15 protein-coding genes are annotated in these 13,676 nt (G+C 61.3%); 9 read left to right on the forward strand and 6 right to left on the reverse strand.

The features are described 5' to 3' along the window. Positions 1 to 145: 145 nt before the first annotated feature. Both So717_RS05750 and So717_RS05755 read left to right on the forward strand, forming a co-directional pair. Positions 146 to 775 (forward strand): PRC-barrel domain-containing protein, encoded by a 630-nt coding sequence (locus So717_RS05750; protein WP_159975257.1) that lies wholly within the window; start codon positions 146 to 148, stop codon positions 773 to 775. A gap of 214 nt (positions 776 to 989) precedes the next feature. After that, positions 990 to 1,331, forward strand: a complete 342-nt coding sequence (locus So717_RS05755; RefSeq protein WP_159975258.1) for a DUF2853 family protein — start codon at positions 990 to 992, stop codon at positions 1,329 to 1,331. Positions 1,332 to 1,595: 264 nt separating this feature from the next. Here So717_RS05755 and So717_RS05760 read toward each other — a convergent pair whose 3' ends face one another. The 5 genes from So717_RS05760 to tsaD are packed head-to-tail and all read right to left on the reverse strand — an operon-like array spanning position 1,596 to position 4,793. Further along, the gene (locus tag So717_RS05760; RefSeq protein WP_159975259.1) at positions 1,596 to 1,991 is read right to left on the reverse strand and encodes a DUF1761 domain-containing protein; all 396 of its coding nucleotides are present in this window, start codon (positions 1,989 to 1,991) and stop codon (positions 1,596 to 1,598) included. Positions 1,992 to 2,044: 53 nt separating this feature from the next. Continuing rightward, positions 2,045 to 2,464, reverse strand: a complete 420-nt coding sequence (locus So717_RS05765) for an EVE domain-containing protein (protein WP_159975260.1) — start codon at positions 2,462 to 2,464, stop codon at positions 2,045 to 2,047. After that, positions 2,464 to 2,736 (reverse strand): YciI family protein, encoded by a 273-nt coding sequence (locus So717_RS05770; protein WP_159975261.1) that lies wholly within the window; start codon positions 2,734 to 2,736, stop codon positions 2,464 to 2,466. The genes So717_RS05765 and So717_RS05770 overlap by 1 nt, the downstream gene beginning before the upstream one ends. Next, a complete protein-coding gene (locus tag So717_RS05775) occupies positions 2,737 to 3,699 on the reverse strand; it encodes an NAD(P)H-dependent glycerol-3-phosphate dehydrogenase (RefSeq protein ID WP_159975262.1) in 963 nt (320 codons plus the stop codon). Then, a complete protein-coding gene (tsaD, locus tag So717_RS05780) occupies positions 3,696 to 4,793 on the reverse strand; it encodes a tRNA (adenosine(37)-N6)-threonylcarbamoyltransferase complex transferase subunit TsaD (protein WP_159975263.1) in 1,098 nt (365 codons plus the stop codon). The genes So717_RS05775 and tsaD overlap by 4 nt, the downstream gene beginning before the upstream one ends. 73 nt (positions 4,794 to 4,866) lie before the next feature. On the opposite strand from tsaD, the gene So717_RS05785 reads away from it, so the two are divergent. The 6 genes from So717_RS05785 to So717_RS05810 all read left to right on the forward strand — a co-directional run bounded on the left by So717_RS05785 (position 4,867) and on the right by So717_RS05810 (position 11,706). Further along, positions 4,867 to 5,577, forward strand: coding sequence for a uroporphyrinogen-III synthase (locus So717_RS05785; protein WP_159975264.1), 711 nt, complete (start codon positions 4,867 to 4,869; stop codon positions 5,575 to 5,577). 69 nt (positions 5,578 to 5,646) lie between these two features. Then, entirely contained in the window at positions 5,647 to 7,002 is a 1,356-nt protein-coding gene (locus tag So717_RS05790; protein WP_159975265.1) for a COG4223 family protein, read from the forward strand. Between the two features lie 13 nt (positions 7,003 to 7,015). Beyond that, positions 7,016 to 8,521 (forward strand): heme biosynthesis protein HemY, encoded by a 1,506-nt coding sequence (locus So717_RS05795; RefSeq protein WP_159975266.1) that lies wholly within the window; start codon positions 7,016 to 7,018, stop codon positions 8,519 to 8,521. 65 nt (positions 8,522 to 8,586) lie between these two features. Further along, positions 8,587 to 10,842 carry a heavy metal translocating P-type ATPase gene (locus tag So717_RS05800; protein WP_159975267.1) on the forward strand — a complete coding sequence of 752 codons (2,256 nt, stop codon included), beginning with the start codon at positions 8,587 to 8,589 and terminating at the stop codon, positions 10,840 to 10,842. Continuing rightward, complete coding sequence (gene cueR / locus So717_RS05805) at positions 10,839 to 11,237, forward strand: Cu(I)-responsive transcriptional regulator (protein ID WP_159975268.1); 399 nt, start codon at positions 10,839 to 10,841, stop codon at positions 11,235 to 11,237. The genes So717_RS05800 and cueR overlap by 4 nt, the downstream gene beginning before the upstream one ends. 37 nt (positions 11,238 to 11,274) lie before the next feature. Beyond that, positions 11,275 to 11,706: an acyl-CoA thioesterase gene (locus tag So717_RS05810; protein WP_159975269.1), complete on the forward strand. Its 432-nt coding sequence runs from the start codon at positions 11,275 to 11,277 to the stop codon at positions 11,704 to 11,706. Between the two features lie 27 nt (positions 11,707 to 11,733). On the opposite strand, the gene So717_RS05815 is transcribed toward So717_RS05810, so the two are convergent. Beyond that, positions 11,734 to 12,549: a transcriptional regulator gene (locus So717_RS05815; protein WP_159975270.1), complete on the reverse strand. Its 816-nt coding sequence runs from the start codon at positions 12,547 to 12,549 to the stop codon at positions 11,734 to 11,736. Between the two features lie 165 nt (positions 12,550 to 12,714). Here So717_RS05815 and So717_RS05820 point away from each other — a divergent pair, with 165 nt between their 5' ends. Next, a complete protein-coding gene (locus tag So717_RS05820) occupies positions 12,715 to 13,665 on the forward strand; it encodes a fatty acid desaturase (protein WP_238840691.1) in 951 nt (316 codons plus the stop codon). Positions 13,666 to 13,676 lie beyond the last annotated feature (11 nt).

Raw genomic sequence — 13,676 nt, forward strand, 5'->3', positions numbered from 1 at the left:
CAACGCGACGCGTCCGTTCCGGCGGGCGCGTCGTTTTTCGTATCAGACAGCAAATTTTTGAAATTACAGGTTTTTCTGTCTATTTTGGGGAACAGATTAGCCGCAGTTGATGTTGCCTCCCTGTACGCAATTTATGGAGGCTAAGATGACACACCTGAAAGCAACCGTTGCAATTCTCGCTCTGACAGCGGGTACCGCATTTGCCGGCACCAGCGCGTCCACCGACGCGGAAATCAAAGCGGACACGTCGATGGAAACCGCCGCAGACGAGACCAAAGAGTTCGTCAATAACGCCGCACAGGCCACTGAAAATGCCGCTGAAGCGACAGCTGACGCTGCATCGGATGCCGCCACTGCCGTGGAAGAGACCGCTGAGGATGCGGCATCAGCCACAGCCGACGCCGTAAAAGATGCGGCGGAGTATTCCGAAGACACCTTGCAGGCGGACAACTCGATTGATGCCGAGATGTCCACAATGGTGGTTGGCGATCTGATCGGCAAAAACGTGGCCGAAGCCAACGGTGAGGTCGTGGGTGAGATCGACTACATCATCCGTGACGGCGACAAACTGGCCGCTGTGATCGGCATTGGCGGGTTCCTGGGCCTGGGTGAATACACCGTGGCCATTCCGTTGAACGAGTTCGACATGACAGCTGAAGAAGACACGCTGAAGCTGGCCAATTGGACAGAGACCGAGCTGGAAGCGCAGCCCGAATTTGACGAAACAAACGTTGAAGGTCTGCCGGACGATATGCCGATCGATCAGATTTCCTAAGTCGGATAGTCTGACAACCGAAAGGGGTCCCTGCTCGGGCCCCTTTTTGCTGTTCCGGTACAGGTGCAAGCAACTTGCGGATATTTTTGGGTGGCAAGAGTATGTGGCGGGGAAGTCGTCGTGCAAAAACTCCTTTTGTGAATGGGCATATGTGACTAGTCTGCCCCGCAACGGTCGGACAAGCCGACCGATTTTGCCAAGAGGGAGTGAATTTATGGGCAAACGAGACGATTTGATCGCGCAATACGCTGATGATCTGAAGAACAAATGTGGCATGTCACCGGACATGGATCTGCTGACCAAGGTCACAATCGGCTGCGGCCCCTCAATCTATGATGCGGATGCGGCGACGGTTGCCTCCAGCCAGGCGGGAGAGATCGAGACCGTCAAGAACAACTTCCTGATCAAGAAGCTGGGTCTGTCTGACGGGCCGGAACTTGATGCGGCGATCACGTCGGTCATCGAAACCTACGGAAAATCCGAGCGCAACAAATATCGCGCAGTGGTCTACTACATGTTGACCAAGCATTTCGGCAAGGAAGCCGTCTATAGCTGAGCCGCAGCACCTCGGACCACCCAGGCGCCTCCTTTCTTAAGGGGGCGTTTCGTTTTTAGGCGGCTTTTAAATCATTGAAAAATTGCGGTTCTTGCTGCGGTGCGGTAAGTCTAAGGTATCCGGCCAGCATGGCCAGGACCAGATTCAGACACGTGCGGTGGGAATAAACGCGCGTTGGGTGAGGAAGGGTTCTGGCATCTGGTCAGGACCCTTCATTTCTTTGATCACCACCGTCCCGCCGTCTTGGCGTGATCCAGATCAGCTTCAGAACAGCGTCAGCACCGTCCCGATCACGGCACAGCCGAAGGTGGCATAACCGCCATCAATCAGGATCAGCTGTTTGGACCGGCCGCCAAAGCTGTAGAATGTTGCGATCCAGGGGCTGACCAGAAACAGCCCGATGCCAAGGCCGGAGAGAAGGCCCTTGCCCAGCGTGTCGATCCCGCTCAACTCAAAGGTATGGCGCATCATGCCCGCCACGAGGATGCCGCCGATCAGGCTGGTGATGTAGGGCACAGGATCAGAGCGGTTTGCGGGCTTTCTGGTCTCATCCACCGCCACGCCGGAGGCGGCCATCCACTTCTCGGCCAGAACGGTGTACCAGACCGCGCCGAACATGAATCCGGCCACCCCGGCCACCAAGACGCTGACGTATTCCATAGCTTCCTCCCATTTGCCTTGCTTTTGAACCTGTCATCAAACTGCGCAATCGGCTAGGTTGAAACGCCAGCCATCTCGCAGATGATCCGCCACTCCTCGGCTGTCACCGGTTGCACCGACAGGCGGGAATTGCGCACCAGTACCATCTCGACCAACCGGGGCTCGGCCTTGATATCGTCGAGTGTGATCGGCGTTTTCACCGGCTTCACCGCCTTGATGTCCACGCAGTCCCAGCGCTCATCATCCGTGGTGCTGTCCGGATGCGCCTCGCCAATCACTTCGACAATACCCACAATCGCGCGCTCTTTCTGGGAGTGATAGAAAAACCCCAGATCGCCCAGTTTCATCTCGCGCATGAAATTGCGGGCCTGATAGTTCCGCACCCCGTCCCATTCTTCGCCCGAATCACCTTTGGCGACCTGCTGATCCCAGCTCCAGGTGGTGGTTTCCGATTTGAAGAGCCAATACTGCATCAGCCGATCACCCGGTTCCACGGAATGAGGTCGACGGAAGCAAAGAGCCCGGCCTTGCCATAAGGGTCAGCAGCGGCCCAAAGCCGCGCCTCGTCCATGTCCTTTACATCCAGAATGATCAGCGAGCCGACCATGTCGCCTGCCGCGTCAAGCAGCGGGCCCGCCTGCTGCACGGCGGTGCTGTCTTTCAGGTAAGCCACATGCGCGGGGCGGTTCTCCTGCCGGACAGGCAGCGCCCCGGGTTTGTCATGTGCGATCAGGGCAACAAGCATCTATTCTTCCTTCAGACTGCGCGACAGCAGGTCTTGCATCGCCTGTGTCACATCCAAGCGGTTTTCGACCAACCCCGCAACTGCCGATGTGATGGGCATGTCCAGATCGTCGCGCGCGGCAATATCTCGCACGGCCCGCGCGGTGGCAGCACCTTCCACGGTGACGCTCGGGTCAAAGGTTGTGCCCTGCCCAAGCGCGCGGCCAAAGCGATAGTTGCGCGATTGCTCGGACGTGCAGGTCAGGACCAGATCACCAAAGCCGGACAAGCCAGAGAGCGTTGCGGCCTGCGCTCCGCGCCGGAGCGCCAGCCGCTGCATCTCGGCAAACCCGCGGGTCAGGACGGTCGCGCGGGCGCTTTCTCCAAGACCGGCGCCGATAGTCGCACCACAGGCAATAGCGATGACGTTTTTCAGCGCACCGCCCAAGGTCGCGCCGATCACATCCGTTGTGCGGTAGAGCCGCAGGGCGGGTGTCGACAGAGCCTTTTGCAACGCCTGTCCCCGCCCGTCGTCGGTGCAGGCCAGAGTCAGGCCGGTGGGCAGGCCTACCGCGATATCACGGGCAAAGCTTGGCCCGGTGAGCAAGGCGAAGCCCGTGTCCGGCAGATGCCGCGCGATGATCTCGGCAGGGCCATCACCGCTGCGCAGGTCCACCCCTTTACAACATGCCACGAGGGTTTTTTCCTGTAGGGCTGCTGCGTTCTCGGCAATAAAATTGTCGAGCTGCTGCATCGGAACTGCCAGAAGCAGCGTATCGCAGCCCGCCAGCTCTTGGAGGTTCGCAGTGACCATCAACTGTTCCGGGAAGGCCTGCTCGGGCAGATAGGCTGTGTTTTGGCGATGGGTTGCCATGTCGCGGGCCCGGGTCTCCGATCTGGCCCAGAGTTGTACCGGCGCCTTTCGGGCCAGCGCGATGGCCAACGCGGTCCCGAAGGCCCCGGCGCCCAGAACGCCGACGCTCACGCCTTGGCGCCTTTCTTGCCGCTGCCCAGCATGGCGGGCTGAGCGGTATCAAGGGGCCAACGCGGTCGGGCGGCGAGGTCGAACCCGTCTGGCGCGCGTGTCTCCATCTGTTCCATGGCGGCAAAGGCGATCATTGCCGCGTTGTCCGTGCAGAGCGCCAGTGGCGGTGCAACGAACTGCGCGCCAGCAACGGCGGCAACCGCTTCCAGTTTCGTCCGGATTGCGCCATTCGCCGCGACACCCCCCGCAACACAGAGCGTTGGTTGCGCGAGTGCGAGATCCAAGTAGTCCCGCAATGCCCGGCGGGTTTTCTCGGCCAAGACATCGACCACAGCCGCCTGAAAGCCCGCGCAAAGATCGGCGCGTACCTGTTCGGGCAATCCACCGTACTGCGCCACCGCTGTGTCACGCGCACGCAGCAGCGCCGTTTTCAACCCGGAAAAAGACATGTCGCACCCGGGCCGGTCCAGCAGGGGCCTTGGCAACGCAAAGGTGTCTGCTGATCCCGACTTTGCCGTTCTCTCAACAGCGGGCCCGCCGGGTTGTGTCAGGCCCAGCAACCGCGCGACCTTGTCAAACGCCTCGCCCGGCGCGTCATCGATCGTCCCGCCAAGCCGCGAGAACGCGTCAGGCCCCTTTACCAGAAGGAACTGGCAATGCCCGCCTGAGACCAGCAGCATCAGATACGGGTAGGCCACATCATCTGTCAGGCGCGGGGTCAGCGCATGACCGGCAAGGTGGTTGACACCGTAAAGCGGCAGGCCCGTGGCCGCCGCCAAACCCTTGGCACACATCACGCCGGAGACCACGCCGCCGATCAGGCCCGGCCCCGCCGTCACGGCGATGGCATCAAGGTCCGGGATCGCACAGCGCGCCTGGCTCAACGCCTCTTCCACGCAATAGTCCAACACCTCGGCATGGGCACGGGCCGCGATCTCGGGCACAACGCCGCCGAAGGCTGCGTGCAGGTTGGTCTGGCTGCGCACAACGGACGATAAAATCTCCGTTCGGCCATCCATCCCGCGCCGCAGGACGGCGGCTGCGGTATCGTCGCAGCTGCTCTCCAATCCCAAAACCGTCAGAGCGCGCGTCACCCAAGTCTCCGTTGCCTAGCCTTCTGGCGGCAGGTAACACCTGTCTAGATCCGAAACAATGCCGGGGGGTCCGATGGACCCAGCTAAGATACCGTTGCTTCTGACCCGCCCGGCGGCGGCCAACGCCCGATTTGCTGACCAGCTGACGGAGCCGTTGCGTCGCAGATGCACCCTTGTCGAAAGCCCGTTACTGGAAATTGTCCAGGTTGATGTCGACTATAAGGTTGGCCCGGAAGATGCGGTTATCTTCACCTCGTCGGCTGCCATTCCGCTGGTGCCGCCAGGTCAGGATCGGCGCGCTTTCTGCGTGGGCGAGGCCACAACCGCGACGGCTCATCAGGCAGGTTGGCATGCTATCTTCTGTGGTGAGACATCCGAAGCGCTGGTCGCCTTTCTGGGGGCCTATCCTTTGCGTGCGCGCATGTGGCACCTGGCTGGTCGGCATACGCGCGGTCATATCGCTGAGCGGTTGATCAGCACGGGCCTCGATGTGACGCGGGTGACGGTCTACGATCAAGAGCTTGTTTCACTGAACGACGCGGCCCGCACCCTGCTGCGCGGCAATGATCCGGTGCTTGTGCCATTGTTTTCACCGCGAACAGCCAGTCATTTTGCTCAAAACCTGGTCAAACCGCAGGCGTTGCATATTCTTGCATTGAGCCCCGCCGTGGCGGAGCCCTTGAAAAGATTGGACGCTCAAACGTTAGAGATAGCAGAAAACCCGACTGCCGAGGCGATGATCCGCAGTCTGGAAAAGCTGGTGGCGCAGGTCAGCTTGGGTTGAGCGGCCCGGTGCGCCCGAGTAAGGTTCATGGGTGCGCCGCTGGGGGAAGATTCGAAAAGGTGGATGTTTGTGGCCAAAGATAAGAAATCAACAAAGAGCGCACCGCCGCCGGTGGCAGAAGAAGAGATCAAGGTTGAGCCTGTAGACGCATCGCCCTCGGAAAAGGCCACCAGAGAGCATAGCGATGCGTTGGCTGAGCCAATTGACATCACACCAGCCGAACCTGAGGTGACCTTGACCGCTGATCAAGCAGCTGTCGAAGGTGACGACCAGACACAGGATGACCAGATTGCTGACGCATCCAACGCCGAGCAGAGCGCGGATGTTACCGACACTGACGTTATTACGGATCCGGTACGGGATACCGATGCCGCAGACACGGTCTCCGCCGATGAGGTGCAAAAGGCCGAGCAGGTCACCAATGAAAGCTCGGAAACTGCGGAAGAGACGGTATCCGAGGACGCCACTGAACCCAAGCCGGCCCCGCCTCCCGCTCCGCAGCGCAGCGGTGGGTTCTGGCCAGCGCTTTTTGGTGGGATTGTGGCTGCACTTCTCGGTTTCATCGCTGGTCGCGGCGACATGCTGGACGCGTATTTCCCGCGGGCAGACTTGCCCGAGCCGGTCGACCTGAGCCCGCTCACGGCCGAAATTGGGACACTATCCAGCCGCCTGGGCGCGCTTGAGACCGCTGAAGCGCCTGAATTGCCGGACCTCTCGCCCGAGCTTGGCGATTTGTCCCAGTCGTTGGCCTCACTTGAAACCACGCTCGAAAGCCTCGCGGCACGGCTGGAGGTGGTCGAAGCCCGCCCAACGGCTACGGCGCCCGAGCCAGTTGTTGACAACAGTGAAGAGATCGCCGCCCTGCAATCGACCGTGTCCGACCTTGAGGCGCGTCTGGCAGAAGAAGACAGTCGGGCCAGTGCTGAAGCGCAGCGCCTACTGGCGCGTGCGGCTCTGATCCGTGTGGTCACGGCTGTGGAAAATGGCGAGGCTTTTGAGCCTGCTTTGGGCGCGTTGGAAGATGTCACACCGGTTGAGGTACCGGAGGCGTTGCGAAATGCAGCAGTCGAAGGTGTTCCGAGCGTGGCGGCATTGCGGGAGAGCTTTCCCGAAGCCGCCCGCGCGGCCCTCGCCGCTGCGCGTGCGGAGGTGCCTGAATCAGAAGTCTCCGGCATCGGTGGGTTCCTGCGACGGCAGCTGAGTGCGCGTTCTGTGACGCCGCGGGAGGGCAATGACCCCGATGCGATCCTGTCACGGGTCGAAGCGGCCCTCCGGGCCAGCGATCTGGATACGGCTCTGGCAGAAGCCGAGGCGCTGCCGGCTCCGGCGCAGGCGGCGATGCAGGGCTGGCTGGACAGCGCCCAAACCCGGCAAACTGCCGCTGCGGCGGCACAGTCCCTGTCGGACAGTTTGACGGTCAATTGAGAAAGTCGGTTTTATGCTTTGGTCCTTAATCAAGATTATCCTCTTCATCGGGGCCGTCGCTCTGCTGGCTCTGGGAGCTGCTTACTTGCTGGAAAGCGAGGGCGGCGTTCAGGTGACCGTCATGGGCAGCGAATATACCTTTGGGCCCTTGCAGTCGACCATTGCCATTGTTGCGCTGGTCGTTGCGGTTTGGATCCTGCTGAAGCTGCTGTCGCTTCTGCTCGCGACGTGGCATTTCCTCAATGGCGATGAAACGGCGCTTTCGCGCTATTTCGACAGAAGCCGCGAGCGAAAGGGCTATGATGCGTTGTCGGATGGGATGATGGCGTTGGCCAGCGGTGAGGGCCGTGTCGCCATGGCCAAGGCCGCCAAGGCAGATCGCTATCTGAACAAGCCGGAGCTGACGAACCTGTTGACCGCGCAGGCGGCTGAAATGGCGGGGGACCGGCGCAAGGCCGAAGAGACCTACAAAAAGCTGGTGACCAATGACGCCACTCGGTTTGTGGGGGTGCGCGGCATTCTCAAGCAGAAGCTGGCCGATGGTGATACGGAAACTGCGCTCAAGCTGGCGGAGAAGGCATTTTCCATCAAGCCCAAGCATGAGGAAACACAGGACGTGCTGCTGCGGCTTCAGGCCCAGAAAGAGGATTGGTCGGGCGCGCGTCAGACGCTGAGCGCCAAGTTGAAATACGGCAGTCTGCCCCGCGATGTGCACAAGCGGCGTGATGCCGTTTTGGCCTTGTCGGAAGCCAAGGAGCTGCTGCAGGACGACGCCTCCATAGAGATGCAGGAGAAAGCCGTGGAGGCCAACAAGCTGTCGCCGGATCTGATCCCCGCAGCGGTGATGGCCGCGCAAAGCTATATCGAAAAGGGCAAGCCGCGCTATGCAACGCGGCTCCTCAAGAAGGCGTGGGAAACCATGCCGCACCCTGATCTTGCCTCGACCTTCGCGGCGATCCAGCCCGATGAGACGCCGGATCAGCGGATCAAACGTTTTGCCTTGCTGACCCGAATCAACGCGCAGAATCCGGAAACACGCATGCTGTTGGCCGAGCTTCACATCGCCAATGAAGACTTCCCCGAGGCGCGCCGCGCGCTGGGAGATCTGGTGGAAACGGACCCGACGGCGCGGTCTGTCACGCTGATGGCGGCGATTGAGCGGGGTGAGGGCGCGGATGATGCCGTTGTTCGTGGATGGCTGGCGCGGGCGCTGTCGGTGTCGCGTGGCCCGCAGTGGATTTGCGAGAACTGCCAACACATTCATGCGGAATGGGCGCCCATCTGCGAAAACTGCGACAGCTTCGATACGCTTGCGTGGAAAACACCACCCATGTCCGAGGTGGCCATGCCCGGCGGTGTTCAGATGTTGCCGCTGATCGTCGGTGCCGTGGAAGATCAAACAAGCGCGTCAGATGAGGTCGCTTCGTCTGAGGCGGATGAGATCGAAGACGCTGAACTTCTCGTGGCGGAGGAGGTTTCGCAAGATGAGGCTCCAGCGCCAGAAGAAAAACGCGCCTAAGACGCTTGACCTTCCAGTTACTGGAGGCCTTATGTGACCCGTGAACCATCGCGGGGGCACCTGATATGCGCGACGCGCAAACGATCACACTGACTGTTGGGAACATGTCCTGCGCGTCTTGTGTGGGCCGGGTGGACCGTGCCTTGGCCGCCGTGCCGGGTGTGCGTGGTGTGGTGGTGAACCTCGCCACCGAGGAGGCGACGATTGAGGTAGACGACACAGGCCCCACCGCCGAGGCGCTGGCGCAGACGGCCACCGATGCCGGCTATCCCGCTCAAATCCTGCAAACCCGCTCGCCTGACGCAGCCCATGATCGCAAAACCGAAGAAGCGCAGGCTCTCGCTCGGCGTACCTGGCTTGCGGGCCTTCTTGCAATGCCCGTCTTCGTGCTGGAAATGGGCAGCCACATGGTGCCCGCCTTCCACCATTTTGTGATGCAAACCATCGGGATGCAGCAAAGCTGGTGGATTCAGGCGCTGCTGACAACACTGATCCTCGCGGGGCCCGGGCGGGCGTTTTACACCAAAGGCATCGCCGCGCTGATGCACCGCGCGCCGGATATGAACAGCCTGGTGGCCGTGGGGACATTTGCCGCCTATGGCTATTCACTTTGTGTTTTGCTGGCGCCTGGGCTGCTGCCAGCCGCCGCGCAAGCGGTGTATTTTGAGGCGGCTGCGGTGATTGTCTTCTTTATCCTGCTGGGTCGCTCGCTGGAGGCGCGCGCCAAGGGGCGTACCGGCGCGGCGATCCGCGCATTACTCAAGCTGCAACCCAAGACGGCGCAGGTATTGCGTGACGGCAACGCGCAGACCGTGGCTGTTGAGCAAATTGTGCCCGGTGACATCGTGCTCCTGCGCCCAGGCGAACGTGTGCCCGTCGACGCTGTGGTCACAGAAGGCAGCAGCCACCTAGATGAAAGCATGATCACCGGGGAGCCCATCCCGGTGGAGAAACACGCTGGCGACCCGGTGACGGGGGGTACGATCAACGGCCCCGGCAGCCTGACACTGCGCGCCACCCATGTGGGAACTGAGACGGTGCTCGCGGGGATCATTCGTATGGTGCAGGACGCCCAGGGTGCCAAGCTGCCCATCCAGGCGCTGGTCGACCGGGTGACGCTTTGGTTTGTGCCCGCTGTTCTGGGCCTCGCCGCGTTGACGGTGATGATCTGGCTCGCTGTCGGGCCCGCGCCGGTTGTCTCTTATGCGCTGGTTGCGGGGGTCGCGGTCCTGATCATCGCGTGCCCTTGCGCCATGGGTCTCGCCACGCCGACCTCGATCATGGTCGCGACAGGCCGCGCGGCTGAGCTGGGCGTGCTGTTCCGCAAGGGTGATGCGCTGCAGGCGCTTGCTGATGTGGATGTGATCGCCTTCGACAAGACCGGTACGCTGACCAAAGGCGCGCCGGTCCTGACCAGCTTCGAGATGTTGGGTGGTCCTGAGCGCGACACGGCGCTTGCTCTCGTCGCTGCCGTCGAGGCCCGGGTGGAGCATCCGGTCGCCAACGCGATTGTCGATGCGGCCAAGGCAGACGGTCTTACCCTGCCGGACGCGCAGGAGGTCACAGCGCTCAGCGGTCTGGGTGCGCGCGGGCAGGTTGGAGGCCAGCGGGTTCTCGTGGGCTCGGAAGGTTTGATGGCGCAGCATGATATCCCTCTGGGTGACGCGCTTGCCAAAGCCGACACCCGCGCTGCGGCTGGCGAGACGGTGTTTTTTGCCGCCATCGATGGGCAGCTCGCAGCGCTGATTTGCGTCGCGGATCAAATCAAGTCAAACGCTGCTGAGGTAGTCGCTGACCTGCATGCCCAAGGAGTGCGTGTCGCCATGATCACCGGTGACAAACAGGAAACCGCCGAGGCCGTGGCCCGTGAGCTTGGCATCGACGACGTCATTGCCCGGGTCCTGCCAGAGGGCAAAACCGCCGCGTTAGAGACGATTCGAGCCAGTGGTGCCAGGGTGGCCTTTGTCGGGGATGGCATCAATGACGCCCCTGCCCTGGCGACCGCTGATGTCGGCATTGCCATCGGTAGCGGCACCGACATCGCCATTGGAGCCGCTGACGTGGTGCTGATGTCAGGTGATCTGCGCGGAGTTCAGACGGCAATGCATGCGTCGCGCGCGGCCATGCGCAACATCCGCCAGAACCTGTTCTGGGCCTTTGCCTATAACACCGCGCTCATCCCTGTCGCGGCGGGTGCGCTCTATGCGAGTTTCGGGTTGCTCCTGTCGCCGCAACTTGCGGCCGGGGCCATGGCGCTTTCCAGTCTCTTTGTGCTCAGCAATGCGCTGCGGCTGCGGGGGCTCAAGAGGGGAACCGCATGAACATTTCCGACGTTGCCAACAGCACGGGGTTGCCCGTCAAAACCATCCGATATTACGAGGACATCGGCCTGATCACACCTGCGCGCAGCGCCAACGGGTATCGCGACTTTTCTGACACAGATCTGCATAAGCTGGCCTTTATCGGGCGGGCCCGCTCTCTGGGATTTGGCATCGAGGCCTGTCGCGACCTGCTGCGTCTCTATAACGACCAGACCCGCGCGAGTGCGGATGTGAAACGCCTCGCGCAATCACATCTGTCCGAGATCGACCGCAAGATCACCGAGCTTGGCGAGATGCGCGATACGCTCTCGCATCTGATCGACGCCTGCGCGGGCAATGACCGGCCCGATTGCCCCATTCTGGCGGACCTCGCAGCAGACCATGGCAGCGCTTGACCCTTGACGCCGCGTGCAGACCGGTCACGGTGGGCGCATGAGCGAGATTTTCCAACATCAGATCAAGGTGCTCTTTCAGCATTGCGACCCCGCTGGCATCGTCTTCTACCCGCGGTATTTCGAGATGGTGAACCAGACCGTTGAGGAATGGCATGACGCAGGCCTCGGCCATTCCTTTGCGCAGATGCATATGGAGTCGGGCTATGGGGTGCCCACCGTCTCCATCGGTGCGGAGTTCACGGCGCCCAGCAAGATGGGTGATGTGCTGACCTGGTCCCTGTCGGTCCTGCGGCTGGGCCGGACTTCGGCGCACTTGCGGATCACGGCTAGATGCGGCGGCGACCTACGCATGACAGCCACACCGGTGCTGGTCTATGTGCATATGGAAAGCGGGCGCCCGGTGCCGTGGTCAGACCCGCTGCGCGCCGAGATGAAGCGGTATCTGAGCGGTGACGCCCTGCCCGGCTGACGGTCAGTCAGCCCGCGCCACATGGCCCTAGCGGACCTGCGCCGCCAGTTCCTCCAGCCTCTCATGCACCATATCCGCGCCGATGATCGCCCGGCGCACCAGTCGGTCGAACTGCCTGGCAAAGCCGCGGATCTGGTCGGGGCTGCTGATCACCAGATAGGCGTCACCGATATAGAGCGCCACGCGCTGCTTGCCGAAGACCGTAAAGGGTGCTGAAAACGTCTGTGTTCCGTCGTAGAGATGCAGCCGCAGCGCCGGGTAATTCTGGCGGCAGACCCCCGCCATATAAGTCAGCTGGTCGCGGCATTGTTCCGGATCGGCGCCGCGCCACAGCCCCGTCCTGGCCGAGAGATCCTGCACCGTCTGCACCGGCATCGCGATCTCGACGTCCATATCGTCGAGCGAGACTTGCTCCAGCACATTCTCCACTCCGCCGCCGCGCGCATCCGGCACGGTTTCGGCTGAAAAGCTGACGATATCCGGCAAGGTCGAGGGCACATAGCGCAGCTTGAACCCCGACGCCGCACTGCGCCACTGATCAAGCGGGGTGGATCCATCTACCTGCACCTCTTGCTCGATCTGTACGCTTTCGGCGACCTCCTGCCGCCCCTCCGGTGCGTTTTCGAGGCAGAGCAGCCAGTCGACCGAAACGCCGCTCACCTGCGCGATCCGCCGAAGCGTTTCGGCGCGGGGCAGCCGGTCACTGTCTGGGCTCAGGAATTGGCTGAGCGCCGAGCGGTCCATGCGCACGTCGCGCAGAAACTGCCCCTTGCCCGCGGGGTGCGAAGCGAGCACCTGCGCCAGTCGGTCCTTGAATCCCGTTGAAAGATCGCGCCTATCCATGGCGTGAAATTACAACATATGAGTGAAATCACAATGTGATCATGCAATCGCAACAAAAGTAATACCTGAAACGCAGATTCACGCTCTTGTCGCATCTCCTAGTTTAGCCAGACTAGACGGATGCGATTTCAGTCGCAAAACCTATTGAAAGGACGGGATAAATTGGTGATCCGAGAAGTGGTCAACACGCCAGAGATTGAATGGCCAACCCTTCTGATCTGTGGCCTGTGTTATGCCGGTTTTGCGTTCTCGACGACGTCTATCAATGTGATTGGCCTCTGGGCTGCATGCCTCATCCTCACTCTCTCGCTCACGCTTTATTCCTCCTTCAGCCACGAGGTGCTGCATGGTCATCCTTTTCGCGATACGCGGCTGAACACCGCGCTGGTATTTCCGGCCTTTGGCCTGCTGATCCCGTATCATCGCTTCCGCGACACGCATCTGGCCCACCACCACGATCCGGCGCTGACCGACCCGTATGACGACCCTGAAAGCAACTTTATCGACCCGGCCGTCTGGGTGCGGTGGAGCACAGGTCGGCGGATCCTTTATACGTGGAACAATACGCTTTTGGGGCGGATGGTGGTGGGCCCGATCATTGGGCTGGCCGCCTTCTACAAGGCCGATTGGCGCGCCATGAGAGACGGAAATAACAGTGTTAGAGACGCATATGTCTTCCATTTCCTCGGCCTCGTTACCGTGGCTTTGTGGTGTATGGTCGTGGCCGACATGCCCGTCTGGCTCTATCTGTTATGCGCTTACGCGAGCCACGCGATCCTGAAAATCCGGACTTTCCTGGAACATCGCGCGCATGAGCGCGCCCGCTGTCGCAGCGTGATCATTGAAGATCGTGGCCCGCTGGCCTTCCTGTTTCTGCAGAACAACCTGCATGCTGTGCATCACGCGCATCCAGCGATGCCGTGGTACCAACTCAAGGCGTCTTATACGGCCCGCCGTGCTACGTTCTTGCAGCGCAATGGCGGCTATGCCTATCGCTCTTATGCCCAGATTGCGCGCCTGTTCCTGTTCAAAACGAAGGATCCGGTGCCGCATGCGCTTTGGGATAGGCCTGCGTTTCACGCTGACCGGACAGAAGGTGCTGCGCCGGGGCGCTGACATTTTCCTTG

Origin of the sequence: Roseobacter cerasinus (genome assembly GCF_009811755.1) — a bacterium.
GTDB classification, from domain to species: domain Bacteria; phylum Pseudomonadota; class Alphaproteobacteria; order Rhodobacterales; family Rhodobacteraceae; genus Roseobacter; species Roseobacter cerasinus.